This is a genomic window from Quadrisphaera sp. INWT6, assembly GCF_015390235.1.
Lineage (GTDB): Bacteria > Actinomycetota > Actinomycetes > Actinomycetales > Quadrisphaeraceae > Quadrisphaera.
In genome coordinates this window covers 63,171-88,314 of the sequence record NZ_VUOH01000004.1, presented here as the reverse complement: position 1 = coordinate 88,314, position 25,144 = coordinate 63,171, and the positions used below count along the sequence as shown (strand labels likewise).

The window sequence follows — 25,144 nt, the reverse complement described above, 5'->3', positions numbered from 1 at the left end:
GGTGGGGCTGCTTACTCCTTGTCGAGCGCGGCCTGGGCGTCGGTCGCCGCGGTCGCGATCGCGTCGGCGGCGCTCGTCTTCTGGAGCATCGCGGCCTCGATCTGCGTGGAGAGCGCGGCGCTCACCTCGGCGTACTGCGGGATCGAGGGGCGCGAGCGGGCGTAGGACAGCTGGTCGACGAACGGCTGCAGGAGCGGGTTCTCCTCGACGTGCTGCTTCCAGGTGTCGGAGTCGAGCGTCTTCTGGTTGGTGGGCAGGTAGCCGGTGGTGATGTCCCACTCGGCCTGCTGGTCGGGCTGCATGAACCAGGAGAGGAACTGCCAGGCGGCCGCCTCGGACGACTCGTCGCCCTTGATGACGTAGGAGTTGTTGGTGCCGGTGTTCATCGCCGGCTCGCCCAGCGACGGGAAGGGCACGACGCCCACGTTCTCGGCGCCGATGCCCTCGGAGACCGAGCCGATGTTGTACGCGCCGCCGATGAACATGTCGTACTGGCCGGCGTTGAAGCCCGGCCAGCCCTGGTTCTGGTTGCTGTCGGCCATGCTCGACGGGTACGCCACGCCGTCCTTGACCATGTCGGTCCAGGTCTGCAGCGCCTTCACGCCGGCGTCGGAGCCGAACTCGACCTTCGTGTTGTCCTCGTTGAGGAACTCGCCGCCGGCGCTCCAGAGCATCGACTGGTAGGTGAACACGGGCCACTCGCCCGAGCCGATGGGCAGGTAGATGCCGTACGTGCCGTCCGTGGTGAGGGTCTTCGCCGCGGCGGCGACGTCGTCCCAGGTCTCGAGGTCCTCCGAGACGCCGGCGTCCGCGAAGGCCTTCTTGTTGTAGAAGAGCGCGTAGTCGCCGCCCTCGGTCGGCAGGGAGTAGACGGTGCCGTCGAAGGTGCCCGAGGAGAGCAGCCCCTCGGGGATGTCCTCCTTCGCCAGCGGGTTCGGGCCGGTGCCGAACAGGTCGGTCAGGGGCGCGACGCCGTCGGCGGCGATGACCTGGCCGAGGGCGGAGGGGTTCTCGTCACCCAGCACCAGGTCGGGCGCCTGGCCGGAGCTCACGGCGCTGACGAGGCGCGAGGTGAACGCCTCGGCGGGGATGTACTGGTTGGTGACGGTGTAGTCGGACTGCGACGCGTTGTAGGCCTTCACCATCTCGTTCAGCTTGGTGCCGGCGTCACCGGTCGCCTGCGACCAGATCAGCACCTCCTGCTTGCCGCCCTCGGAGGCGACGTCGGAGGAGTTGCCCGTGACCGAGCCGCCGCCGCAGGCGGACAGCGCGAGGCTGGTGGCCAGGGCGAGGCACGCGGCGAGGGTGGTGCGCCGGGTCGGGCGCAGGGAGCGGGACGTGGAGCTCATCGGGTCCTCCGTGGTTGGAAGGGCTGGAGCGGGCGGGACGGGCCTGGCGGGTGGAGCGGTGGTGCTGTCGGCGGGAGCCCTGCGTCAGCGCAGGCCGCCGGAGATCGCCTTGACGATCTGGTTCTGGAAGAGCAGGAACACCAGGAGCACGGGCAGGACGGCGAGCGTCGACCCGGCCATGAGGAGGTTGAAGTCGCTGGCCTCCTGGCCCTGCAGCAGCGTGAGGCCGATCTGCACCGTGAAGAACTCGGTGCGGTTGACCACCACGAACTGGAAGAAGAAGTTGTTCCAGTTGTAGACGAACGACAGGATCGCGAAGCTCGCGATCATCGGCAGCGCCATCGGCGCCATGATCAGCCGGAACCTGGTCCAGACCCCGGCGCCGTCGATGCGGCTCGCGTCCTCGATCTCCGCGGGGAAGCCCGCGAAGAACTGGCGGAAGAGGAACACCCCGAGGATCGAGGGGATGTTCGGCACGATCAGGCCCTGGTAGCTGTTCAGCCAGTTCAGGGAGCTCAGCAGGCTGACCAGCGGCGTGAAGACCAGCTCGAACGGCACCATCAGCGCCGCGAGCAGCACCACGAACAGCAGGTTGCGGCCCTTGAACCGCAGCCGGGCGAACGCGAAGCCGGCCATGAGACTGGTGAGCACCTGGCCCGCCGTCGCCGCGACCGCCACGATGACGCTGTTCAGGTAGAAGCGCCCGAAGGGCGCGACCTTGAAGACGTCGAGGTAGTTCTCGGGGTGCCAGACGGTGGGCAGGAACGTCGGCGGGCTCGACAGCGCCTCGGTGGAGCTCTTGAAGCTGACGAGCACCATCCACAGGAACGGCCCGAAGAACAGGACGCTGGCGACCACCAGCACCAGGTGCCGGCCCAGGCCGGGCGCCGCGGAGGACAGGGGACGACGACGGCGGCGCGTCGCGACGGGGGGTGCCGGCAGGGGCGCCGCGGGGCTCTCGACGGTGGTGGCCATCGGTGTCACACCATCTTGATCTGGTCGCGGCGGGAGAGGAAGCGCAGCTGCAGCAGCGTCACCACGACGCCGACGAGCAGCAGGACCACCGACCCGGCCGTGGCGAGGCCGCCGTTGAAGAACAGGAAGCCCTGCTCGTAGATCCAGAAGACGACCGTCTTGGTGCTGTCGAGCGGGCCGCCGCCGGTGAGCACGAACACCTGCGTGAACACCTGCAGGCTGCTGAGCAGCCCGGTGATCACCAGGAACCCGCTCGTCGGGAAGACCAGGGGCAGGGAGATGGAGAGGAAGCGGCGCACCGCGCCGGCGCCGTCGAGCTTGGCGGCCTCGTGGTAGCTCGGCGGGATGGTCGACAGGGCCGCCGAGTAGATGACCATCGAGTACCCCACCTGCTGCCAGAGCAGGAAGATGATGACCGCGACCAGCGCCCACGGCGTGGTGGTGAGGAACGGGATCGCGGGGATCCCGACCCCCTTGAGCGCCGCGTTCACCAGGCCGCCGAGCGGCGTGAGCAGGTAGCTGAAGATCAGCGCGCTGCCGACGGTGGGCGCGATGTGCGGCGCGAAGATCAGCGTCCGGTACACGGTGCGGCCGCGGAAGCTCCCGTCCAGCAGGGCCGCCAGCACCAGGCCGACGGCCATGGAGCCGGGCACCACCACGACGGCGATGAGCACCGTGGTGCCGAGCGCCTGCAGGAAGCCGCTGGCACCGGCCAGGTCGGCGAAGTTCTGCAGCCCCACGAAGCTGACGGCCCCCGGCACGCCCGGGTTCCAGTCGGTGAAGCTGTAGGCCACCGTCTGCGCGAGCGGGTACAGGTAGAACACCGCCAGCAGCACCGTGGTCGGAGCGACCAGCGCGTAGCCCGCGCGGCCCTCCTTCTCGTACATCGACCGCCGCTGCACAGCCACTGGCTGTCGGGCGCTGGTCCGCGGCACCTGCTCGTTCCTCTCGACGACGACGTCTGCATCGAGCACCTCCGACCCGTCACCGGACCGGTGGAGTACTTCGTTCGATTTCCGGACGCTAGCGCTCGTTCTTCGAGTGAACAAGTACCAACGCCGAACTTGGACGTTCGACGTCCGTGCTACGTTCCGGCCATGGTGAGCGAGGGGCGGCACCTCGAGGCGGCAGCAGCGCCCGGGTCGGCAGGAGACGTGCTCCACCTGATCCGCACGGGGGTGGCGCAGACCCGCGCCGACCTGGCCAAGCACACCGGGCTGGCGCCCTCGACGGTCGGCCTGCGGGTCGACGCCCTGCAGCGCCTCGGCCTGGTCACCGAGGGCGGTGACGCGAGCTCCACCGGTGGCCGGCGCGCCCGCGTGCTGCGCCTGGAGGCCTCGGCCGGCCACGTCGGCGCCGTCGCGCTCGGCGCGCACCACGTGCAGCTCGCGCTCACCGACCTCACCGGCCGGCGCATCGCCTCGGTCGAGGAGCCCCGCACCGACCTCACGCAGGCGCCCGAGGCGTTCGCGGCCGAGGCGTGGACGCACCTGCAGCGCATGGCCGCCGAGGCGGGCGTCGACCCGGCCGGGCTGCTCGGCCTCGCGGTGAGCGTGCCCGCCCCCATCGAGCACCCCGGCGGCCGCGTGGTGCAGCCCTCCTTCATGCCCGCCTGGCACGGGGTGTCGGTGCCCGAGCTCTTCGCCGCGCACACCAGCGCCCCCGTCTTCATCGAGAACGACGCCAACCTGCTCGCCTACGCCGAGCTGCACGGCTCCGGCTGGGCCGCGGGCGCCTCCCCCGGCACCGACGGGCCCGAGCACCTCATGGCCGTCAAGCTCGGCACCCGCATCGGCTGCGGCATCGTCTCGGCGGGCCGCCTGCACCGCGGCGCCAGCGGCTCCGCCGGCGAGATCAGCCACACCGGTGTCACCGGCCCCGGCGTCATCCCGTGCACCTGCGGGGTGCCCGCGTGCCTGGAGTCGGTGGCCAGCGGCGGCGCCCTGGTGGCCGACCTGCGCCAGCGCGGCTACGACGTCGCCGACGCCACCGCCGTGGTGCGCCTCGGTGACGCGGGCGACCCCGTCGTCGTCGCCCAGCTGCGGGCCGCGGGCCGGGCCATCGGCAGCGTGCTGGCCGCCGCCGCCAACTTCTTCAACCCCAGCGACGTGGTGCTCGGCGGCGTCATGTCGAGCTCGGCCCCGCTGGTCGCCGCCCTGCGCGCCGAGGTGTTCGAGCGGGCGCTGCCGCTGACCAGCGGCGCCCTCGACGTGCGCACCGCCGTCGACGGCGCCGACGCCGGCCTGCGCGGGGCCTGCTACCTGGCCCTCGACGAGGTCCTCGCCCCCGCGCGGGTCCAGGCCAGGGTGGCCGCCGCCGGCCAGGTCGCATGAGGGCGGTCGTCGCGGTCGACGTCGGCGGGACCACCCTCAAGGGGGCGGTCGTCGACGCCACCGGTGCCGTGCTCGCGCTGCGCGTCGTCCCCACCCGCTCCCCGGAGACCTCCCCGGGCACCTCGTCTCCTGGCGCCCCCGCGGCGTCGCTCCACGCGCTCGTCGCGGGCCTCGTCGCCGACGCGCGCTCCGCCGGCAGCGAGGTGGCGGGGGTCGGCGTGGCCTCCCCCGGGCTCGTCGACGCCGCGAGCGGCACCGTCGAGTTCGCCGCCAACCTCGGCTGGCGCAGCTACCCGCTGGTCGCGGAGCTGGGCGAGCGGTTCGGCCTCCCGGCGCGCGTCGACCACGACGCCCGCGCGGCCCTGCTCGCCGAGCGGTCCGCGCGCCGCGACCCGCTGACCGGGGACCTCCCCCGCGACATGGCCTTCGTGCCCGTCGGCACCGGCGTCGCCTCCGCGGTGGCGACGGGGGGCGTGGTGCTCGCCGGGGGCACCGGCGCCGCCGGTGAGCTCGGGCACGTCGTCGTCGTCCCCGGCGGGGAGCGGTGCGCCTGCGGGCAGCGCGGCTGCGTCGAGGCGTACGCCTCCGCGGCCAGCATCGCCCGCCGCTACACCGCGCGCGGCGGTCCCGTCGGCGCCACCGCCGCCGACGTGGCGGCGCGCCTCGGGCACGACGACGCGGCCGACACCGTCTGGGGCGAGGCCGTCACGTGCCTGGCGCAGGCCGTCGCGGCGCTGGTGGCGATCGTCGACCCGCAGCTCGTGGTGGTCGGGGGCGGGCTCTCCCAGGCCGGCCCGGCGCTGGCCGACCCGCTCGCCGCGGCGCTGGGCACCGCGCTCCCGTGGCGGCAGCCGCCGCAGCTCGACCTCTCGCGGGTCGGCCCCGGGGCGGGCCTGGTGGGCGCCGCCCTCCTGGCCCTGGACGCGGCGGGGGTCCCCGCCGCCGACGACTTCCACCAGCGCGCCCGCTCCGGCGCCGGCGCGCTCCAGCACGCAGCGGCACCCCGTGCCACGACCGGAGGACGCAGATGAGCACCACTCCCGACGCCCGACCGCTGAGGATCGGGCTGGTCGGCGCCGGCGGCATCGCCGAGTGCCACCTCCCCCACCTGGCGCGCCTGGGCGCCGAGGTCGTCGTCTTCTCCGAGGCGGGCGCCGAGGAGCTGGTGGCCCGCCACGGCACCGGCCGGGTCGTCGGGTCGCTGGACGAGCTGCTCGACGCGGTCGACGTCGTCGACGTCATCACGCCCACCCCCACGCACACCGCCGTGGTCACCCGGGCGCTCGAGGCGGGCAAGGACGTCATCTGCGAGAAGCCCATGGCCCGCACCGCCGACGACGCCGCGGCGCTGGCCGACCTCGCCGAGCGCCTCGGCCGGCGGCTCTACCCCGCCCACGTGGTGCGGTACTTCCCCGAGTACGCCGCCCTCCACGCCGCGGTCGCCCGCGGTGACCTGGGCGACCTCGCCGTGCTGCGCTTCACCCGCTCCGGCGCCTACCCCACGCGCACCCCGTGGTTCGCGGACGTCGAGGCCTCGGGCGGGATCATCCTCGACCAGATGGTCCACGACATCGACATCGCGACCTGGCTCGCGGGCCCGGTCGTGAGCGTGTCGGCGGTGTCGACGCACAGCGCCGACGGCGCTGCCGAGCCCGCCGCCGCCGCGCACGTGCTGCTCACCCACGCCGGCGGCGCGGTCAGCCAGGTCAACGGGTTCTGGGGCCCGGCGCACCTGCAGTTCACGACGTCGTTCTCCGTCACCGGCACCGCCGGCTCGCTCGAGCACTCCTCGGCGGCCGAGCGCGCCGTCGTCACCGACCTCGCCGCCGCCGGTGACGGGGCGGGCGCCCTCGTGCCCGACACCGACCCCCTCGACGACCCGTACTTCCTCGAGCTGCGCGAGCTCGTCGAGGCGCTGCGCTCCGCACCGGGTGACGGCGCCACCCCTCGCACCCCCCGCATCACCGCCCGCGAGGGCGCGGAGGCGGTGCGCGTCGCGAACGCCGCGATCGAGGCGGCCCGCACCGGCACCACCGTCCACCTGACCGAGCAGGGAGCCCGCGCATGAACACCCTGAAGATCGGGCTGCTCTCCTTCGCCCACACCCACGCCGAGACGTACGCGGCGCTGCTGCGCGACCGCGCCGACGTCGAGCTGGTCACCTGCGACCCCGGGCCACACGCGCCCGGCGAGCTGCGCGGCGCCGAGGCGGCTGCGGCCTGGGGCGTCGAGCACGTCGCCACGGTCGCGGAGCTGCTGGCGCGGGGGCTCGACGCCGTCGTCGTCGCCAGCGAGAACGCCCGCCACCGCGAGCTGGTGGAGCAGGCGCTCGACGCCGGCTGCCACGTGCTCTGCGAGAAGCCGCTGGCGACGTCCCGCGACGACGCCGCCGCGATGCGCGCGGCCGTCGAGCGCTCCGGGCGGTTCCTCATGGTCGCCTACCCGGTGCGGTTCTCCAGCGCCTTCGGGCAGCTGCGCGACCAGGTCGCTGGTGGCCGCCTCGGCCAGCTGCTGTCGGTGCGCGGCGCCAACAACGGCAAGCTGCCGACGTCGCGGTCGTGGTTCACCGACCCGGCGCTCGCCGGCGGTGGGGCGCTGGTCGACCACGTCGTCCACCTGGCCGACCTGCTCGACGTGCTCACCGGCGGGGCGCAGGCGCTGACGGTCAGCGCGGTGGGCAACCAGCTGCTGCACCCGGACGCCGCGGCGGAGACCGCCGGGCTCGTGGCCATCACCTACCCGGACGGGCTGGTGGTCACCATCGACTGCTCGTGGTCGAAGCCGGAGAGCGCGCCCAGCTGGGGCGGGCTGTCGCTGACCGCGGCCGGCACGGGCGGGACCGTCTCCGTCTACGTCTTCGGCTCCAAGGTCCGCGGGCTCGAGAGCTCCAGCGGGCTGCCGGTCGAGCTGGCCTACGGGCCCGACCTCGACGAGGCGATGCTCGACACCTTCCTCGGCGCCGTGCGCAGCGGGTCGGCTCCCCAGCCCGACCTCGAGGTCGGCGCGCGGACGCTGTCCGTGGTGCTGGCGGCGCAGGAGTCGTACCGGACCGGCGAGACCGTGGCGGTCCGGCCCGTCTGAACGGGGTGCTCCGCAGATGGGCCCCTGGGGAGTGACCGCCCCGTCACTCCCCAGGGGCCCATCTGCGGAGCGCTCAGCCCTGGGAGCGGTCAGCCCTCGGGGTGCGCGGCCGACCAGGCCCGGAACGGTGCCTCGGGGTCGGGGTGCCCGCCCTGCTCGGCGGGGAGGTTCCGCTCGCCGACGGGCTTGGCGTACTCGTCGTAGAAGGTGGCCAGCGAGGTGTAGCGGTTGCCGTCCTCGTAGTGGCGGTCCTCCTGCTCGCGCGTCGCGACGTAGACCACCCGCTCCGGCTGCGCGTAGTAGAGCGCGCCCAGGCACATCGGGCAGGGGTAGGCCGTGACGTAGACGTCGCAGCCCTCCAGCCCGCTGCGGCCCCGCTCGGCGAGGCGACGGATGGCGGTGATCTCGGCGTGCGCCGTCAGGTCGCCGGTCTGCGCGACCTGGTTCGCGGCCTCGACCAGCACCTCACCGCTGCCCCGCTCGACGACGACGCACGCGAAGGGCTTGCCGCCGGCCTCGACGTTCTCCAGGGCGAGGTCCACGGCCCTCGCCACGTGCCGGTCCTGCTGCTCCACGTGTCCCCCTGTGCTCGAGGTCAGGTCTCCTCGGCCAGGAGAACAGGGCGCGGGCGGCGCCGCCAGCGCAGCGCCCATCGCGACGGTCAGCGCGACGGGGTGCCGGCCACGACGACGGCGCGCAGGGCGGTGCCTCCGAGGTGCGCGAGGCCGCGGCGGGGCAGGCGCGCGACGGTCGCCGGGTCGCGGAGGCGGTCGAGGTCGCCGTCGGCCACCGCGCGGGCGACGACCAGCGACGCCTCGGGGTGGACCTCGAGCGCGCTGTGGCCGGTGCCCGGCAGCGGCACGAGCAGGCCGTTCCGGGCGAGGGACACGACGCGCTCGGCGACGGGGCGCGGCGTGGTCAGGTCGCGGTCACCGGAGATGACGACGACCGGCACGTCGGTGCGCCGCAGCGCCGCCACCAGGTCGAACGGCTCCCCCGCGAACGCCGGCTGGCTCGTCGCCGCCTCGGCGTGGATGAGCTGGGGGTCCAGCGGACCGCCGTCGGGCGGCTGGCCGAAGCCGAGCTGGCCGTAGGCGATGCCCGCCACGAGGTCGGGCTCGTTGACGAAGCGCTGCACCGACTCCGACGCCTCGGACGCCCCCAGCGCCGCGAGCTGGGACCACAGCCACCGCAGGCGCCCCCGCCCGCGGGCGACGACGAGCCGCCGCAGCACCTCCGGCCCGGCGAACTCGTGGACCAGCGCGACGACGGCGGTCAGCTCGGTCTGGAGCTCGCGCGTGGTCGCGCGCTGACCGAGCTCCCGCACGGCCGCCGCAGCCCTCGCCGTCGACGGCTCCCCGCCGTCCCACAGCAGGCGCCGCCGGTGGGCGCGGACGGCGGCGAGGTCGTCGACCACCGAGAGCATCGGGGAGTCGAGCACCAGCGCCGCCACGCGCTCGGGGTGCCGGGCGGCGAAGGCCTGCGCGAGGTACGTGCCGTACGAGGCGCCGTCGACGACGGCGCGCCCGACCCCGGCGTCGTCGAGCGCGGCGGCGAGGTCGTCGACCACCGCCTCCACGGTGACGGCGCTGCGCGGGAGGCCGCGGCCGCCGTCGTCGAGCCGCGACAGGCCCACCCCGCGGTGCTCGACCATGACCGCGTCGATGCCGAGCGCCGCCGCCCGCGAGCGCCAGTGGCGGTAGGGGACGGCGGAGGCGAGGCCGGGACCGCCCGGGATGACGAGGACCGGGAGCCCGCGGCGGGCGTGCGGCGGGGTGTCCCGCAGCCAGGTGACGCCGACCGTGCCGCCGACGCCACCGCCGCCACCGCCGCCGTCGTCACCGGGGCCGAGGGGGCGGTGGACCACCGAGCCGCTGCGGGCGAAGAGGTGGCGGGCGAGCCTGGCGGCTCCGGGGCGGTGCACGCGCTCCAGCATGATCCGCCGCCCCGGGCGCGGCACGTCAGCGGCTGGTCGGCGGCTGGTCGGCGGCTGGTCAGCGCTCGCAGGCGACCCCGTCGCCGTCGCGGTCGAGCTTCGAGCTGTACCCGGGCTGACCGCGGTACAGGGGGTCCTTGCCGGCCCGACGGACCGCGTCGCAGTTGGCGTAGTACGCCGAGCCGCCGGAGGTGGCCTTCGGGGTCGACGTCGTGGTGCTCGGCCGGGGCGTCGAGGCGGGCTTCGCCGTCGCGCTCCCCGACCCGCTCGCCGAGGCCGACGCGCTCGACGACGGCGCGGGGGCGGGCGCCGGGGCGCAGACCGCGCCCGCGAGCGCGGTGTCGCTGAGCACACCGGGGCCGCCGAGGCCGGTCACGCCGCCGGTGCCGAGGGCCGCGTAGGCGTCGGCCGTCACCTGGGGCAGGCAGTCGGGGCGGCTCAGCAGCAGCGGCTGGCCGAGCGCGGCGCCCGCGAGCGCGTCGGGGAAGTCGGCGCCGCTCGCGAGCAGCACGCGGGGTGCGGAGCCGGTGAGGTCCTTCACGACCTTCGCGGCGGTGTCGTAGCGGTCGTCGCCGGCGATGCGGCGGACCTTGCCGGGCCACTCCGCCTCGAGCTGGCCCTGGACGCCGGGCGAGACCACCGAGGTGCCTCCGACCACGGTGATGCGCGACGGGGCGAGCGCCTGCAGCGCGGTGACCGTCTCCGCGGGGAGGCCGTCGCGGGTGGTGAGGAGGAGGGGCACCCCGCGGGAGGCGCTGGCGGCGCCCGCGGACAGCGCGTCGGCGAAGCCCTCGCCCGAGGCCACGTAGACCTCGCGGTCCGGGCTCGAGGCGAAGTGCGTCTGCGCGACCTGCGCCGCGGTGTCGTACCGGCTCGCACCCTGGAGCCGCGTGACGTCACCGCTGGTGAGGCCGCGGAGCTCGGTGACGACGTCGTCGCTGACGGCCGCGGCCCCTCCCACCACCCAGACGCTCTCGGGCGCGAGGCGTCGGAGCTCGCTCCGGGCGCTGTCAGGGAGCTGTCCCTGGGCGGTGGTCAGCAGCGGCACCCGCAGCGACGCGGCCAGCGGCGCCGCCGCGAGCGCGTCGGCGAAGCTGCCGCCGTTGACGACGACGGCGCCCTTCGCCCCGCCGCCGAACGCCGCGCCCGAGACCGACGCCGCGGTGCCGTGCCGGTCGGCGCCCCACCAGCGGTCGGTGCTCAGCGCCTGCGCCGGGGCGGCTGCTGCGAGCAGGCCCCCTGCCACCAGCGCCGCGGTCAGGGTCGCGGTCAGGGCCCCTCGGACCCTCCGCGGCGTGCGCGCTCCGGCCGTCGTCGTCGTGCTCATCGTTGACCCCCCAGTCGACTGCCTGCACCGTGGCAGGGGGCGGAGATCGGCAGGGGTTGCCACGCCGGAGCGCGCAGGACGACCCTCGACGGCGTGGCCACCCCGAAGACGCAGCGGACCGGCACCGACCTGGCGGGTCACCTCGACGCGCTGCCTCCGGCGCGCCAGCCGCTGGCGCGGGCGGTGGCCGACGTCTTCGCCCGGGCCACCGGGGAGACCGCGGTGCTGTGGGGGTCGATCGTCGGGTACGGCACCACGACGACGACGTCGGGCGGTCGCACCCACGAGTGGCCGGCCGTGGGCTTCGCCGTGCGCGGCACGCGAGTGGCGGTGTACGGCTTGCGCAGCGGGCCCGACGCCGAGGAGCTGCTGGCTCGCCTCGGGCCGCACGAGGCCGCGGTGAGCTGCGTCTACCTCCGGCGCCTCGGAGGGGAGGTCGGGGGTGCCGACGTCGACGTGCTGACCGAGCTCGTGCGCCTCGGGCACGCCCGCTCGGCAGTCACCGGGGCCTGCCAGCCCGGGAGCCCCCTGCTCCTGGACCGGGTCCTGTCGACGACGAGCATGTCGCCCCCGCCGCACGCGGAGCTGCGGTGACGTCCTCGCAGCGGTGGTCGAGAGGTCCGTCCGCTGCTCCGGACGGGTGAACCTCGACGTGCGCAGATTGCCCCCCTGTGCAGGTGGTTTGCGCAGGTGTTCGACTGTCGGGGGCCACCTCTAGCGTGATCCACATGACCTCGACGGGTGGTGCGGACGGGCAGGACCGGCTCGCCGGTGCGCTCGCCGCCGCCCAGGCGCCGCTGCGCGAGGTGGTGGAGGCGGCGTGCTTCCTGGGGTCGCTCGAGGCCCCGCAGCGGCACGGCGCTCTGACCGACCTGCTGGTGCTGCGGCGCCTCGTCGACTCAGCGCTGCTCCGCGTCGTCGACTCCTTCGGCCGGCTCGACCTCGACGAGGTGGGGGCGGCGTCGCTGGTCGAGCTGCTGGGCGGCGCGGGCGGGCTGCCCGCCGCGGCCGCGAAGCGCCTCGAGCAGGTGGCGCGGGCCACCGGTGCCGGTGACACGGGGCAGCCGCCGATGCCCGCGGTGACGGCGGTGCACGCCGAGGGGCGGCTGTCCACGGAGGTCTTCGAGCTGGCGGCCCGCACCCTGCGGGCGCTGCCGCGCGACGTGCGCCGCCAGGTGGCGGCCTCCCTCGATGAGACCCTCGCCGAGGACCTGCCCGGGCTGACCCACGCGCAGGCCGTCCAGCTCTGCACCGACCTGCTCGACGTGCTCGACCCGAGCCGGGCCGACGGCGACCTCGACCCCGACGCGCTGACCCGGCGGCGCTTCGACACGACCGTCCACGCCGACGGGTGGGTCGCGGTCCGCGGGCTGCTCGACCCCGTGGCGGGTGCGCAGCTGGTCGCGGTGATCGACCACTACAGCCGTCCGCAGGCGCAGGTCGAGGCCGAGGTGGCGCCCGACGACCCCTCTCGCCCCGACCTGCCCGCCGGAGGCGGTCGCGCCGGGGTCCGGACCGTCGAGCACGACGACGACGGCCGCGTGGTCCGCGACGAGACCACCTACGACGACGCGCCCGCGCCCCACGGCGCCGACGGACCGCGCCTCACCGTGCGCGACGAGCGCAGCGCCACCCAGCGGCGCGCCGACGCGCTCGGCCTGGTCGCCCTGCAGGGCGCCGACCCGACGACGACGCGCGGCGGGGAGCCCCCGCGCATCGTCGTCACGGCGACCGAGGCGCAGGTCCGCGACGAGCCGGGTGCCGGGCGCGCGGTGTGCGAGCAGACGGGCCCGCTCCCCCGGGCGGTGCTCCGGACCCTGCTGTCGCGAGCGGTCATCCAGGCGGTCGTGCTCTCCGCCGAGGGAGCCGACGCCTCCGTGCTGGCGCTCGGCCGCTCGGTGCGGTGCTTCACCCCGCCCCAGCGCCGGGCGCTGTACGCGCGCGACGGCGGCTGCGCGGTGCCGGGGTGCGACGCACACCTCGGGTGGCTCCAGGCGCACCACGTGCAGGACTGGGCCCTCGGCGGTGACACGGACCTCGACAACGGCGTCCTGCTCTGCCCCCGGCACCACCTCCAGGTGACGCTCGGTCACTGGCAGGTGCGCATGGTCGACGGGGTGCCGCAGCTGCGGGCGCCGGCGGCGGTCGACCCGCTCCGGCGCTGGCTGGTGAACCCGAGGCGGGCGGTCAGGGAACGGGCACGACGGCGAGGTCAGCAGCTGCTCTTCGGCGACCCCTGGGACGAGCCACCCGAGGACGCACCCGACGACCTCCTCGACCAGGCCGACGACGCGCGGTGGCGGTTCGCCCCCACCGGCTGAGCCGGTCCGTCCGGGGTGGCGCGAGGGGCTGGGTCAGCGACGCCGCAGGTGCGGCGCCGCAGCCACGAGCACGGCCGCCACGAAGCCCGGCACCATGAGCGCCGCCATCGCGAGCACCGACTCGTCGCCGACGATCCCGGTCAGCGGCGTCACCGCCGCGCCCACCAGGAAGCCCGAGCCGCCCAGCAGCGACGACGCCGTGCCCGCCGAGCGCCGTCCTGCCTCCTGACCGAGCACGGTGTTGGCGGGCAGGACGAGCCCCATGCCCGCCACGACCAGGCACAGGAGCGGCCAGACGGCCGCCAGCGGCACCTCGGCCCCCTCAGCCAGGGCCACCACCAGCAGGGCCACCGCGCCGGCGGTCGAGGTCAGCAGCCCGACCCACCGCAGGGGGCGCGCCCCCCAGCGGGCCACGGTGAGGCGGAAGGCGAGGCTGGCGGCCGCCATCGCCGCGGCGTTGGTCGCGAAGACCAGCGAGTACGTGCCGCTGCTCAGGCCGAGAGCGCCCTGGAGGACCAGCGACGAGCCGCCGATGTAGACGAAGAACCCGGCCGTGGCCAGGCACTGCACCGCCACGGGGTGCATGAACGCCCGGTCGACGACGAGGTTGCCCACCCGCGACCCCAGCGCTCGCAGCCCACCGCGCTGGTGCCGCTCCGGCGGCAGGGTCTCGGGGACGCCGACCACCGCCGCCACCAACATCAGCACGCCCAGGGCCGCCATCAGCCCGAACACCGCCCGCCAGTCGGCGACGGCGAGGACCAGCCCGCCGACCGCGGGGGCGATGACCGGCGCGAGCAGGGTGATCGCCGCGAGGGTGCCGAAGGCCTGCGCCGCCGCGACGCCGGTGTGGGAATCGCTGATCACCGCACGCCCCACGGCCACTCCGGCACCGGCGACCAGCCCCTGCAGCACGCGCAGCAGCACCAGCAGCTCGACGCTCGGGGCGACCACGCACAGCAGCGACACCGCGGTGAAGGCCGCCGCGCTGAGCAGGACGACGCCGCGCCGTCCCCGACCGTCGCTGACCGGTCCTGCGACGAGCTGCCCCACCGCGAGCCCCACGATGAACCCGGTGATCGTGAGCTGCGCACCCGCGGAGCTGGTGGCCAGCGCGTCACGGACCTGGGGCAGCGCCGCGAGGTAGGTGTCGGTGGCGAAGGGGCCGATCCCGGTGACCAGCGCCAGCGCCAGCAGGGAGGGGCGCCGCGCGGGGACGGCGCTGGGGCGGTGCGGTGTCACACCGCCCAGTCTCCGGGGTGCTCCGCGCGAGGGCCCCCTCCCTCGCGACGATCACGCACCTGAGCGCCACCACCGCAGCGGTGGCGCAGCACGGTGTGGCGCGGAGGCGCATGATCGTCGCGGGGGTCAGGACCGAGTGGTGCGGGGGTCAGGACCGAGCGGTGCGGGGTCAGGACCGAGCGGTGCGGACGAGGGCCCGGACGCCGAGGACCGCGCCAGCCGCCGCGGCGACCCACGGACCGGCCACGACCAGCGGGTCGAGCAGGTGGTGACGGGCGTCGGTGCGGTTGCCGCGCCGTCGCGACGCGAGCCCGTGGTGCGTCACCTCCCCGACGACACCGGTCTCGGTCAGGGGCTGGTCCGGCCGTCCGCTGAGCACGGAGCGGGCGTGCGCCCCCCAGGCGTCGACGCGGTCGCCGGCCATCAGGAGCAGCCAGTGCGCCAGCCGGCCCTCGCTGTAGCGGCTGTAGGCGAGGCGCCTCACCGCGCCGGACACCCCGTGGAGGGGCTGCGCCGTGCCGAACACCGGGGTCAGCTGGGCGTGCTCGACGGACCGCTCGCGCCGCTGCCCGCCGGGCTGCTCGGCCGGGTAGTCCCAGTGGGCTCCCGAGCGGCCGTCCTGCCAGACGAGCCTCGGGAACGAGGGCCGGTCCGCGGGGTCGAGGTCGGCCCCCCAGCCGGGGATGCGCGCGCGCAGCTCCTCGGCGGTGGGGGCGGGCCGCCGCTTGTGAGCGACGTGCGGGGTCGCCGGGCCGCCGGCCCGCTGGTCAGCGCTCATCGTCGTCGTCCTGCCCTTCTCACGCGGCGTCGGGGATCACGAGCGGCTTGATGCAGCCGTCGAGCTTGCTGGAGAACACGTGGTACGCCTCGGCGATGTGCTCCAGCGGGAAGCGGTGGGTCACGAGCTCGCTCGGCCTGAGGTGCCCGGCCTTGACGTGCTCGAACAGCCGCGGCCACTGGCGCTTCACCGGCGCCTGGTTCATCCGCAGCGTGAGGCCCTTGTTCATGGCGTCGCCGAACTTCACCGCGTTGGGGACGGGGCCGTAGGCCCCGATCACCGAGACGGTGCCGCCCTTGCGCACCCCGTCGATGGCCCAGTTCAGCGCCACGGGCGAGCCGCCCTGCAGCTTGAGCTTGGCGCCGGTCAGGTGCTGGGTCAGGTTGCCGTCGGCTTCGGCGCCCACGCAGTCGATCACGGAGTCGGCTCCGAGGAAGTCGGTCTGCTTCTTCATCTCCAGGACCACGTCGTCGACGTGCGTGAAGTTGAGGGTCTCCGCCAGCGCCCAGGTGCGGGCGCGCTCGAGGCGCTCGTCGAGGTGGTCGACGACGATGACGCGGCCCGCCCCCATCAGCCACGCCGACCTCGCGGCCACCAGGCCCACGGGGCCGGCGCCGAGCACCACCACGGTGTCGCCCTCGACGACGTCAGCCAGCTGCGCCCCGAAGTAGCCGGTGGCCGTCATGTCGGTGAGGAGCACCGCGTCCTCGTCGGACATCCAGTCGGGGATCTTCGAGGGGCCCACGTCGGCGAAGGGGACGCGGACGAACTGCGACTGCCCGCCGTCGTACCCGCCCGTGGTGTGGGAGTAGCCGTAGATGCCGCCGACCGCCGTCGCGTTGGGGTTGACGTTGTGGCAGTTGGAGGACAGGCCCCGCGAGCAGAACCAGCACGTGCCGCAGTAGATGTTGAACGGCACCATCACGCGGTCACCGACGGTGAGGTTCTGGACGGACGACCCGACCTCGTCGACGACCCCGATGAACTCGTGGCCGAAGGTGTGGCCGATCCGGGTGTCGGGCATCAGCCCGTGGTACAGGTGGAGGTCCGACCCGCAGATCGCGGCCAGGGTCACCCTGATCACAGCGTCGTTCGGGTGCTCGATCCTTGGTCTGGCCTTCTCCTCGACCCTCACCTTGTAGGGGCCTCGGTACGCCATCGCCTTCATCAGGACCACCTCGTCTGCTCGGCTGCGTCCCACGCTCCCGCACCCGTCCGGGGGACGCGAACCGATCACCCACAGTGATCACCGCCCTCCGCGGTGGGTCAGCGGTCGCAGCCGACGCCGTCGCCGTCCCGGTCGAAGGCGGGGCGGAAGCCGGGGTCGGCCTGGCGGATGGGTGCCTTGCCGGCGGCGCGCACCGCGTCGCAGTCCTCGTAGCGGATCGACCTGGTCGACGGCGTCGCGGTCGGCTTGGCGGTCGGCTTGCTGGTGGGCTTGGCGGTCGCCTTCGCGGCCTTGGACGACAGGGCCGGGAGCAGGGTGCCCCCGGTGGGCAGCGGCTCGGAGGGGCAGGTCGCCAGGACCGCGCCGCTCGCCTCGTGCTCCGCCTTCGTCATCCACAGGCCGTAGCGGACCTTCACCGCCACCTGCCGCGCCACGTACGCGCACCGCGAGGCCCTGGCCGGAGGCAGCCAGGTGGCGGCGTCGCCGTCGCCCTTCGCCGCGTTCAGGGGACCGTCCGCGGCGACGAGGTTGAGCGGGTCGTTGGCGAAGGCGGTGCGGCGGGTGGTGTCCCAGGACTGGGCGCCCTTCTGCCACGCGTCGGACAGCGCCACCACGTGGTCGACCTGCACCGCCGAGCTGGTGCGCACACCGCGCACGAAGCTGATGGACCTGCCGGAGTAGGCGTCCGCGAGCGTGCCGCTGTACACGACGCAGTTCCGGGTGCCCTTCACGTAGGTCCGCGACGCGAGGTCGCGGGTGAGGACGTCGTTGCGGGTGTCGCAGCCGTTGCGGTCGACGTCGGCCCAGGCCTTCCCGAACTGCACGCGGGTCTACCCCATCTTCGGGGCGCGCCCCTTGACCGTCACGCTGGCCAGCGCCGCGAGCGCCGTCTGGGCGGGCTGCGCCGACGGGACGGGCTGGCTGGCCATCGCGGTGGCGGCCGCCGTCGGCGTCACCGCTGTGGCGGTCGCCGTCTTGACGGTCGCCGCCGGTGGCGGAGCGGCGCCCGCCGCCGCGGGCAGGGCGACGGCGAGCGCCGCGAGGCCGGCGACGGCGGTGAGCGCGAGGGCTGAGGTGGGCGTGGTGGGGCGTCTGGCCACAGGGCCTCCCGGGGTGAGTGCGTCCGCGGGAGGGCACCTCCGCGCAGTCGTGCCTCACGGTAGGGAGACGATCACCTAGGGTGACTGCGACGCGCCGGGTCCCGCGAGTGCGGGCGGTCCGCCGACGCCTCGGTCACGGACCGGCGGGCGCGAGGACACCGAGCAGCTGCAGCTTCTCGGCGCTCTCGCTGCCGGGCTCGGCGGTGTACACGAGCAGGCGGTGGCTCTGGTCGGGGTCGAGCAGCGTCTGGCAGGCCAGCTCCACCACGCCCACCTCCGGGTGCACGAAGCGCTTGGTGTCGCGGGGGCGCAGTCCCACCTCATGCGCGTCCCACAGGGTGCGGAACTCCGCGCTGCGGGTGCGCAGGTCGTCGGCGAGGGCCGCGGCGCGCGACCCGGCTCCTCGGAGCGCGACCAGCTCCCGCAGCCCGGAGGCGAACAGCCGGGAGAGGTGCGCGTGGTCGTCCTCGGCGTACACGGCGCGCGAGGCCGGCTCGGCGAACCAGCGGTAGCCCAGGCTCCGCATCAGCCCGGTGCGCTGCGAGGCGTCGCCGGTGAGCGCGACCCCGAGGCGGGTCTGCCGCAGGGTCTCGCCGAGCTCGGTGACGACCTCGGCGGGGGTGTCGTCGAGCCTGTCGAGCACCCGCAGCAGCCCGGGGCTGACGTGCTCGCCGGACGCACCGCGCAGCGGCGGCGCGTGTCCGGCCAGGCGGAACAGGTGGTCGCGCTCGTCGAGGGACAGGTGCAGCCCCTGGGCGATCGCCGCGACCATCGCCTCCGACGGCTGCGGGCCCCGCTCCTGCTCGATGCGCGAGTAGTAGTCGGCCGACATGTGGCACAGCACCGCGACCTCCTCGCGGCGCAGCCCGCCGGTGCGGCGGCGCACCCCGCGGGGCAGGCCCACGTCCTCCGGCTGGAGGGACTCACGACGTCGTCGCAGGAACGCCGCGAGCCCCGACCTGTCGACCACCACGGAGCCATCGTGCGCGAGGCGGGGCGGGCGGCGCCACGGCCCAGCCAGGGACTGCCGGTCCCTGGATGCGCCGACCCTGGAGCCCGGCCGGTCGGAGCCGCAGGCTCGTGGCATGACGACGGGACGAGCACCAGGACCAGGCCGAGCAGCAGGACGGGCAGCCGGACGGACAGCACGGGCGACGACGGCGGGCGTCGTCGTCCCCGACCTCACGGGCAGGCGGGCGGTGGTGACGGGTGGTAGCGACGGCATCGGGCTGGGGATCGCGACCCGGCTGGCCGCGGCGGGGGCCGAGGTGGTGCTGCCGGTGCGGTCGCGCGCAAAGGGCGAGGCGGCGGTGGCCGGCATCCGGCGGGCGGCGCCGGGGGCCCGCGTGGAGCTGCGCGAGCTCGACCTGGGCTCGCTGGCGTCGGTCGCCGCCCTCGGCGAGGAGCTGCGCGCCGAGGGCGCGCCGGTGCACCTGCTCGTGAACAACGCCGGGGTGATGACGCCGCCGACCCGGCAGACCACCGCCGACGGCCACGAGCTGCAGCTGGGGACCAACCACCTCGGGCACGTGGCGCTGGTGGCGCACCTGCTGCCGCTGCTGCGCGCGGGGCGGGCGCGGGTGGTGTCTCAGGTCAGCGTGGCGGCGGCGCGCGGCGGCGTGCACTGGGAGGACCCCGACTGGGAGCGCACCTACAGCGGGATGCTCGCCTACCGCTCCTCCAAGATCGCGCTCGGACTGTTCGGGCTCGAGCTCGACCGGCGCAGCCGCGCCGGCGGGTGGGGCGTCACCAGCGTGCTGTCGCACCCCGGGGTCGCCCCCACGAGCCTGCTGGCCGCCCGCCCGGAGGTGGACCGGAGCACCGACACCCCGCAGGTGCGGGTGATCCGGTGGCTCTCGCGGCGGGGGTGGCTCGTGGGGACGCCGGAGTCGGCGGGGCTGCCGGCGCTGCTGGCGGCCACGACGCCCACCGCCCCGGCGGCGCAGGACGGGCGCATGTTCGGGCCCGGCGGACCGGGCCGTGTGGGTGGGCCGCCCGAGGAGCAGTCGCTCTACCGCCCGCTGACCAGCGAGGACGACGCCGCGCGGGTCTGGGACCTGTCGCAGCGCCTGGCCGGGGTCGCGTTCCCCTGACGCAGCAGGGGGGGCACCGGGGGTCAGTCGACGGTGAGCGTGCCCTCGCGGATGGCGGACATCACGGCACCGTGACGGGTGGCCACCTCGTACTTGCCGAGGATGTTGCTCACGTGGTTCTTGACCGTGTTCTCGCTGATGAACAGCGTCGTGGCGATCTCCGCGTTGGTCTTCTCCTGCGCCAGGAAGTGCAGCACCTCGCGCTCGCGCGGGGAGATCCGCGTCTTCGGCACCCTGGGCGCCGCGGGCTCGACGACGTCGGCGAGGCGGGCGAACAGCATCTCGATCGACTCCCCGCCGTCCTTGCGGGAGAGCTTCTCGGCGAGGAGGGAGCGGACCCGCACGTAGAGGTCGAGCAGCTCGAACTCGCTGAGGTCGTCGAGGTCCTTGCCGTCGCGCAGGTCGATGACGCTCACCGGACTCCACCGACCGTGATCGAGGTGAACTCGAAGTGACGCGTCCGCACAGTCAGTGACGATATCGGGCATCTGGGCGATGGCAACCACCGGCGGTGGATCCGGCTGGACCCTGCCCACGAACCGCGGGCGGGCCGGACGCGCACGGGGTGCTCAGGCGCCGAGGTCGACGACCTCGAACTCCAGCAGCGTCGAGCCCGTCGCCACCGGGCGCCGCGCGGCGGTCCCGCCGTCGCCGTCGCTGTGCGCCACCCGCGCCCCGCTCGTCTGCCACTGCTCGAAGTCCTCGCGGCTCGCCCACGTGGTCACCACGAAGTAGCGGCTCTCGCCCGCCACCGGCCGCAGCAGCTGGAACCCCTCGAAGCCCGGTGCGCCGTCGACGGAGTGCCGGCGGGCCGCGAAGCGGCGCTCGATCTCGGCGCCCCCTCCCTCGGGGACGTCGAGGGCGTTGATGACGACGACGGACACGGGCGGACCTCCCGGCGGCACGGCGGAGCACCGGCGGGTGCGCGGCGCTGCGGCCCATGCTCTCGCGCCCGGGACGATCCCGGCGAAACGCCCTCGCCGCCGCGCTCGCGTCCCTACCGTCACCCCGTGCCCCGACGCTCCCGCCCCGCCCGCGCGACCGCCTGCGCGACCGCCCGCCCCGGCGCCCGGACGGCCGGTCTGGCGGGAGGTCTGGCGTCTGGTCTGGTGGCGGCGGCGCTGCTGGTCCCGGCGCTGGGCGCCGCGGCCGTCGTCACGGCCCCGCCGGCTGCCGCGGGCGTCAGCCCGGCGCAGGTCGCGGCGCAGCAGCGGGCGATCAGCAAGATCCAGGCCGGTCACGACACCGAGCGCACCGCGGCGCGGCTCGACCCCCTGCACCGAGACCCCCGCCTCGACGCCGTGGCCCAGGCCTGGTCGGACCGGATGGCCGCGAAGGCCGACGCCGGGGCCGGAGGCGCCGCGCTGGTGCACTCCCCCGCCGAGGCCGAGTACGACTACGCGAAGAAGATGCCCGCCGGCTGGCGCGGTGCCGCGGAGAACATCGCCTACAACGGGGGCGGCGGGGCGGCCATGCACCAGATGTGGATGGGCTCGGCCGGGCACCGCGCCAACATCGACAACGGGGCCTTCGACTCCGCCGGGTACGGCATCTCGTACGACGCGGCGGGCCGCATGTGGGGCACCGTCGTCTTCGGCGACTACTTCGCCGGCCCGTGGGCGGGCACCCCCTCGGCGAGCCCGTCGGCGAGCCCGTCAGCGAGCCCGACGAGCAGTCCCGCAGCCGGTCCCGCCGTCCCGACCCGCGCCGTCGTCGGCGCCGACCGCTACGCGACCGGCGTGGCCCTCGCGCAGGTGGTGGCCCCCGCGCCGACGACGGCGGTCCTCGCCTCCGGGGAGCGGCTCGTCGACAGCGTGCCCGCCGCTCCCCTGGCCCGGGAGCTGGGCGCACCGCTGCTGCTCACGACCGGCGGCGCGCTGTCTGCGGAGGTGGCCGCGCACCTGCGGGCCACGCCGTCGGTGACGCGGGTCGTGCTGGTCGGCGGCGAGCAGGCCGTGACCCCCGAGGTCGAGGTGGCGCTGCGGGGGCTGGGCCTGCAGGTGGAGCGGGTCGGCGGCGCCGACCGGTACGCCACCGCGCTCGCCGTCGCCGCCCGCCCCGAGCTCGCGGGCAGCCCGACCGCCTACGTCGCCCGCGGCACCGGCACGCTCGCGGACGCCGTGGCCGTCGGCGGCACCGCCGCGGCGCTCGGAGCTCCGGTGCTGCTGGCGCCGCCGACGGCGGGCGAGGTGTCCGCGGCAGCGGTGGCGGCGACGGAGGACCGTCGGGTCGTCGTCGTGGGCGGGACCGCCTCCGTGCCCGACGCCGTGGCGTCCGCCCTCGGCGTCGACGAGCGGGTCCAGGGCGCCGACCGGTACGCCACCGCGGCGGCCGTCGCCGACCACGCCGTCGCCGAAGGTGTGGCCGCCGAGCGGGTGCTGGTGGCCAGCGGGGACGACGCCCGCCTCGCCGACGCCCTGGTCTCCGGCGCCGCCGGCTCGGTCACGCTGCTCGTCCACCCCTCGGGGTGGGGCGCGACGACGTCGTCGTGGCTGACCGGCCACGGGGTCCGCGAGGTGCTCGCCGTGGGCGGAGGGACCCCGACGCGCTGACGGGAGGCGCCGCGGGTGCTCCGAGGATGCGCCCCTTCAGCGTGACCAGGCGTTCACACCCAAGGGGCGCATCTGCGGAGCACCGGTGGGCGACCCCGTCTCGCCCTGCGGCAGACACCTCCTGGTGAGGACGTGAGGGGGGCGGAGGAGGGGCGCCGGAGGGGCGGCGGAGGGGCGGCGGAGAGCCCGGCGCCCTCGTCCGCGGGTGCTCCGAAGATGCGCCCCTTCCGCGTGACCAGGCGGTCACACCCAAGGGGCGCATCTGCGGAGCGAGCAGCACCGGGACACCCGGCGGTGCGGCGGCGCGGGCCGTTCGCCCACCGTTCTCGCGCGGTCTCCGCGAGGTTCGGCGGCAGTTCCGGCGAGGTGGCTTGTCGCCGGGGGCGGCGCGGCTCTACGTTCCCGCTCTCCGCAGCAGGGACGGGCGCTCGCCCGCGACGACGCGGGCTCCCCCACCAGCACCTGAGCACGCCCGGAGCCGCCCCGTGACCACCCCCGCCACCCCTGCCCCCGCGCCCGGCGCCACCCCGCCCGCTGAGCGGAGCGCACGCGTCGCCGCGGTCCAGCTGGCGCCCGTCATCGGCGACCTCGCCGGCAACGCGGCGCGGGCCGCCGCGGGGATCCAGGGGGCGCTGGACGCCGGCGCCGACGTCGTCGTCCTGCCCGAGCTGTGCACCAGCGGGTACCTGCTGGACGACGAGGCCGAGGCCCGCTCGCTGGCCGTCCCCGCCGGCTCGCCCCTGCTCGCGGCGTGGGCCGCGGCGTGCCGGACCCGGCCGGGGGCCGTGGTGGTCGGCGGGTTCTGCGAGCTGGGGCCGGACGGCCGGCTCCACAACAGCTCGGCCGTGGTCGACGCCAGCGGCGTGCGGGCCGTGTACCGCAAGGCGCACCTGTGGGACGTCGAGCGCCTGCTCTTCACCCCCGGTGACGCGGCCCCGCCCGTGGTCGAGACCGCGCACGGCCGCATCAGCACGGTCATCTGCTACGACCTGGGCTTCCCCGAGTGGGTGCGCACCGCGGCGCTGGCGGGGGCGGACCTGCTCGCCGTCCCCACCAACTGGGCGCTCGGGCCGTGCCCGCCCGGGGAGCGCCCGATCGGGCACCTCGCCGCGATGGGCGCGGCCCGGGCGAACCACCTGGCCATCGCCTGCGCCGACAGGTCGGGTCGCGAGCGCGGGCTCGACTGGACTGAGGGCAGCGCGGTGGTCGGTGCCGACGGGTGGGTGCTGAGCGCGCCGGTCACCGGGGTGGGCACGGCGTGGGCCGACGTCGACCTGCGCGCCTCCCGCGACCGCCGGCTCGGCGCGGTAGGACACCTGTGGGGCGACCGGCGGCCCGAGCTGTACGGGTCGCTCGTGGCGCCCGCGTCGCCCGTGGTCCTGCCGCGCACCGAGGTGCTCGCGCGCTCGGTCTGACCCGGATTGAGCCGGGCTGAGCCGGGCTGAGCCGGGCTGGCGCGGGGTCGACCGCGTGGCGACGATGGCTGGATGAGCGGCGAGGGGGCCGGCGACGACCGCGGCGACGACCTCGGTGACGACCTCGACGTCGACGTCGACCTCGACCAGGAGCCCGACGAGGAGCCCGGCCGGCCCGGCCGGCCGGGGCTCCGGGCGGACCGGGCAGCCCAGACCGCCGGGGCCGCTGGCCGCTCGCGCCGCCGCAGGGTGGGGGTCGTCGCCGCGGTGGCCGCCGTGCTCACCGCCGCGACCCTGGGCGTGGGCTCGCTGGCGGGCCGAGCGGCCGACCAGCACCGGCCGCTGTTCGCGGGTCCCGCCTCTCCCGAGGAGCTGTTCCCCGTGCTCGCCCAGGAGGCGTCACCGGGCAGCGGCTACTCCGGCACGACGCTCGTGAGCAGCCTCGGCGTCGACCCGTCGACGCCCAGGCGCATCGCCAGCACCTCCACGGCGGACTTCTGGGTGGCGCGCACCGGTGACGGGCGCATCTGCCTGCTGGCGCGCGACACCCGGGACGCCGACGGGCTCGGCGGCACCTGCGGCTCGGTGGCGGAGGCCGCGGCGGGACTGCGGCTGCCCGCCGGCGAGGGCGTCAGCTCCGTGCTGCTGCCGCCGGCGGCGGCTGACGGGTCGGACAGCGCCGACGCGCTGGTCGAGGAGGGCTACGAGCGCGTCGGTGACTCCCTGTGGGTCGACGGGGACACGGCCCGCCGCACCGCGGAGGACCTCGTCGACGCCGCGTCGGACCGGTCCGTCGTCGTCGCCTCGGATGCCCGGGAGGGCAGCTCGGCGCTGCCGGTGTTCCTCACCCAGCGCGACGTCACGCACGCCGTCGTCCTGGCCTGCCTGCAGGCGGCGCAGCTCGAGGTGGCCGTCGCCCGCGGGGCGCCGCAGCCGGTGGGCTGCGGCCAGGACGCCGCCTTCGTGAGGTTCGAGGGCACCGGCGGCCCGGTCCGGGTCACCGTCACCGCGCCCGAGGGGCTGCTGTGGGCCGCCGGGGTCGTCCGCTGCTCGAGCTCGTTGCAGGGCCCCGTCTGCTGAGCGCGCCGCGCGTCGGGCAGGGTCGGCGCGTGGACGTCACCGAGATGACCCAGCTGCTCCGCGACTTCTCCGCCGAGCGGGAGTGGCAGCGGTACAACACCCCGCGCAACCTGGCACTGGCGGTGGTCGGCGAGGTCGGGGAGGTCGCCGAGCTGTTCCAGTGGCTCACCGACGCCGAGGCCGCCGCACCCGACGAGCAGCTGCGGCAGCGGGTGGGCGAGGAGGTCTCCGACGTCCTCGCCTATCTGCTGCTGCTGGCCGACGCGGTCGGCGTCGACGTCGCCGCCGCCTTCACCGCCAAGCTCGCGGCCAACGCCGAGAAGTACCCGGTGCACCTGGCCCGCGGGACCGCGGCCAAGTACACCGAGCTCGGCTGACCGCCCGGCTGACCCCG

Annotated in this window: 24 protein-coding genes and 1 pseudogene; 11 read left to right on the top strand and 14 right to left on the bottom strand. The window is 75.6% G+C overall.

Annotated features, from left to right (window positions below):
• Positions 1–11: 11 nt before the first annotated feature.
• The 3 genes from F1641_RS12805 to F1641_RS12795 all read right to left on the bottom strand — a co-directional run bounded on the left by F1641_RS12805 (position 12) and on the right by F1641_RS12795 (position 3,211).
• Positions 12–1,349 (bottom strand): ABC transporter substrate-binding protein, encoded by a 1,338-nt coding sequence (locus tag F1641_RS12805; RefSeq protein ID WP_194906187.1) that lies wholly within the window; start codon positions 1,347–1,349, stop codon positions 12–14.
• Positions 1,350–1,433: 84 nt separating this feature from the next.
• Positions 1,434–2,324, bottom strand: coding sequence for a carbohydrate ABC transporter permease (locus F1641_RS12800; protein WP_194906186.1), 891 nt, complete (start codon positions 2,322–2,324; stop codon positions 1,434–1,436).
• 5 nt (positions 2,325–2,329) lie between these two features.
• A complete protein-coding gene (locus tag F1641_RS12795) occupies positions 2,330–3,211 on the bottom strand; it encodes a carbohydrate ABC transporter permease (RefSeq protein WP_194906183.1) in 882 nt (293 codons plus the stop codon).
• Between the two features lie 210 nt (positions 3,212–3,421).
• On the opposite strand from F1641_RS12795, the gene F1641_RS12790 reads away from it, so the two are divergent.
• Genes F1641_RS12790 through F1641_RS12775 form a run of 4 tightly spaced genes read left to right on the top strand, consistent with a single transcriptional unit; the run spans position 3,422 to position 7,738 of the window.
• The gene (locus F1641_RS12790) at positions 3,422–4,657 is read left to right on the top strand and encodes an ROK family transcriptional regulator (RefSeq protein ID WP_194906181.1); all 1,236 of its coding nucleotides are present in this window, start codon (positions 3,422–3,424) and stop codon (positions 4,655–4,657) included.
• Positions 4,654–5,688 (top strand): ROK family protein, encoded by a 1,035-nt coding sequence (locus F1641_RS12785; protein WP_194906179.1) that lies wholly within the window; start codon positions 4,654–4,656, stop codon positions 5,686–5,688. The genes F1641_RS12790 and F1641_RS12785 overlap by 4 nt, the downstream gene beginning before the upstream one ends.
• Positions 5,685–6,725: a Gfo/Idh/MocA family protein gene (locus F1641_RS12780; protein WP_194906177.1), complete on the top strand. Its 1,041-nt coding sequence runs from the start codon at positions 5,685–5,687 to the stop codon at positions 6,723–6,725. The genes F1641_RS12785 and F1641_RS12780 overlap by 4 nt, the downstream gene beginning before the upstream one ends.
• Positions 6,722–7,738: a Gfo/Idh/MocA family protein gene (locus F1641_RS12775; RefSeq protein ID WP_194906175.1), complete on the top strand. Its 1,017-nt coding sequence runs from the start codon at positions 6,722–6,724 to the stop codon at positions 7,736–7,738. The genes F1641_RS12780 and F1641_RS12775 overlap by 4 nt, the downstream gene beginning before the upstream one ends.
• Before the next feature lie 89 nt (positions 7,739–7,827).
• Here F1641_RS12775 and F1641_RS12770 read toward each other — a convergent pair whose 3' ends face one another.
• The 3 genes from F1641_RS12770 to F1641_RS12760 form a co-directional block, all read right to left on the bottom strand.
• Positions 7,828–8,391, bottom strand: coding sequence for a nucleoside deaminase (locus F1641_RS12770; RefSeq protein ID WP_194906173.1), 564 nt, complete (start codon positions 8,389–8,391; stop codon positions 7,828–7,830).
• A gap of 8 nt (positions 8,392–8,399) precedes the next feature.
• Entirely contained in the window at positions 8,400–9,662 is a 1,263-nt protein-coding gene (locus tag F1641_RS12765) for an alpha/beta fold hydrolase (RefSeq protein WP_194906171.1), read from the bottom strand.
• Positions 9,663–9,732: 70 nt separating this feature from the next.
• A complete protein-coding gene (locus F1641_RS12760) occupies positions 9,733–11,001 on the bottom strand; it encodes a cell wall-binding repeat-containing protein (protein WP_194906169.1) in 1,269 nt (422 codons plus the stop codon).
• Between the two features lie 93 nt (positions 11,002–11,094).
• Here F1641_RS12760 and F1641_RS12755 point away from each other — a divergent pair, with 93 nt between their 5' ends.
• Complete coding sequence (locus F1641_RS12755; protein WP_194906168.1) at positions 11,095–11,595, top strand: DUF1801 domain-containing protein; 501 nt, start codon at positions 11,095–11,097, stop codon at positions 11,593–11,595.
• 134 nt (positions 11,596–11,729) lie between these two features.
• Entirely contained in the window at positions 11,730–13,322 is a 1,593-nt protein-coding gene (locus tag F1641_RS12750; protein WP_194906165.1) for an HNH endonuclease signature motif containing protein, read from the top strand.
• Positions 13,323–13,355: 33 nt separating this feature from the next.
• Here the strand turns inward: F1641_RS12750 and F1641_RS12745 are convergent, their stop codons facing one another.
• From F1641_RS12745 to F1641_RS12725, 6 genes are all read right to left on the bottom strand, one after another.
• The gene (locus tag F1641_RS12745) at positions 13,356–14,564 is read right to left on the bottom strand and encodes a Bcr/CflA family efflux MFS transporter (RefSeq protein WP_194906163.1); all 1,209 of its coding nucleotides are present in this window, start codon (positions 14,562–14,564) and stop codon (positions 13,356–13,358) included.
• Between the two features lie 169 nt (positions 14,565–14,733).
• A complete protein-coding gene (locus tag F1641_RS12740) occupies positions 14,734–15,342 on the bottom strand; it encodes a hypothetical protein (protein ID WP_206691159.1) in 609 nt (202 codons plus the stop codon).
• A gap of 19 nt (positions 15,343–15,361) precedes the next feature.
• Positions 15,362–16,510: a zinc-dependent alcohol dehydrogenase gene (locus tag F1641_RS12735; protein WP_194906161.1), complete on the bottom strand. Its 1,149-nt coding sequence runs from the start codon at positions 16,508–16,510 to the stop codon at positions 15,362–15,364.
• 98 nt (positions 16,511–16,608) lie between these two features.
• Positions 16,609–17,334 (bottom strand): DUF1524 domain-containing protein, encoded by a 726-nt coding sequence (locus F1641_RS23290; protein ID WP_206691158.1) that lies wholly within the window; start codon positions 17,332–17,334, stop codon positions 16,609–16,611.
• A gap of 6 nt (positions 17,335–17,340) precedes the next feature.
• Complete coding sequence (locus F1641_RS19965; RefSeq protein ID WP_206691157.1) at positions 17,341–17,610, bottom strand: hypothetical protein; 270 nt, start codon at positions 17,608–17,610, stop codon at positions 17,341–17,343.
• A gap of 133 nt (positions 17,611–17,743) precedes the next feature.
• Positions 17,744–18,583 (bottom strand): helix-turn-helix domain-containing protein, encoded by an 840-nt coding sequence (locus tag F1641_RS12725; protein WP_194906159.1) that lies wholly within the window; start codon positions 18,581–18,583, stop codon positions 17,744–17,746.
• A 193-nt stretch (positions 18,584–18,776) separates the two neighbouring features.
• Between F1641_RS12725 and F1641_RS12720 the strand changes: the two are divergent.
• A pseudogene (locus F1641_RS12720) lies at positions 18,777–19,703 on the top strand (SDR family oxidoreductase); the annotation flags it as partial.
• Positions 19,704–19,726: 23 nt separating this feature from the next.
• Here the strand turns inward: F1641_RS12720 and F1641_RS12715 are convergent.
• Positions 19,727–20,119 carry a LuxR C-terminal-related transcriptional regulator gene (locus tag F1641_RS12715; protein WP_194906156.1) on the bottom strand — a complete coding sequence of 131 codons (393 nt, stop codon included), beginning with the start codon at positions 20,117–20,119 and terminating at the stop codon, positions 19,727–19,729.
• A 153-nt stretch (positions 20,120–20,272) separates the two neighbouring features.
• A complete protein-coding gene (locus F1641_RS23285; RefSeq protein ID WP_194906154.1) occupies positions 20,273–20,587 on the bottom strand; it encodes an antibiotic biosynthesis monooxygenase in 315 nt (104 codons plus the stop codon).
• A gap of 126 nt (positions 20,588–20,713) precedes the next feature.
• Here F1641_RS23285 and F1641_RS12705 point away from each other — a divergent pair, with 126 nt between their 5' ends.
• The 4 genes from F1641_RS12705 (at position 20,714) to F1641_RS12690 (ending at position 25,127) form a co-directional block, all read left to right on the top strand.
• Positions 20,714–22,255, top strand: a complete 1,542-nt coding sequence (locus F1641_RS12705) for a cell wall-binding repeat-containing protein (protein ID WP_194906151.1) — start codon at positions 20,714–20,716, stop codon at positions 22,253–22,255.
• A gap of 485 nt (positions 22,256–22,740) precedes the next feature.
• A complete protein-coding gene (locus tag F1641_RS12700; RefSeq protein WP_194906143.1) occupies positions 22,741–23,670 on the top strand; it encodes a nitrilase-related carbon-nitrogen hydrolase in 930 nt (309 codons plus the stop codon).
• 72 nt (positions 23,671–23,742) lie between these two features.
• Positions 23,743–24,750 carry a hypothetical protein gene (locus F1641_RS12695; protein ID WP_194906141.1) on the top strand — a complete coding sequence of 336 codons (1,008 nt, stop codon included), beginning with the start codon at positions 23,743–23,745 and terminating at the stop codon, positions 24,748–24,750.
• A 29-nt stretch (positions 24,751–24,779) separates the two neighbouring features.
• A complete protein-coding gene (locus tag F1641_RS12690; RefSeq protein ID WP_206691153.1) occupies positions 24,780–25,127 on the top strand; it encodes a MazG-like family protein in 348 nt (115 codons plus the stop codon).
• Positions 25,128–25,144: the final 17 nt, after the last annotated feature.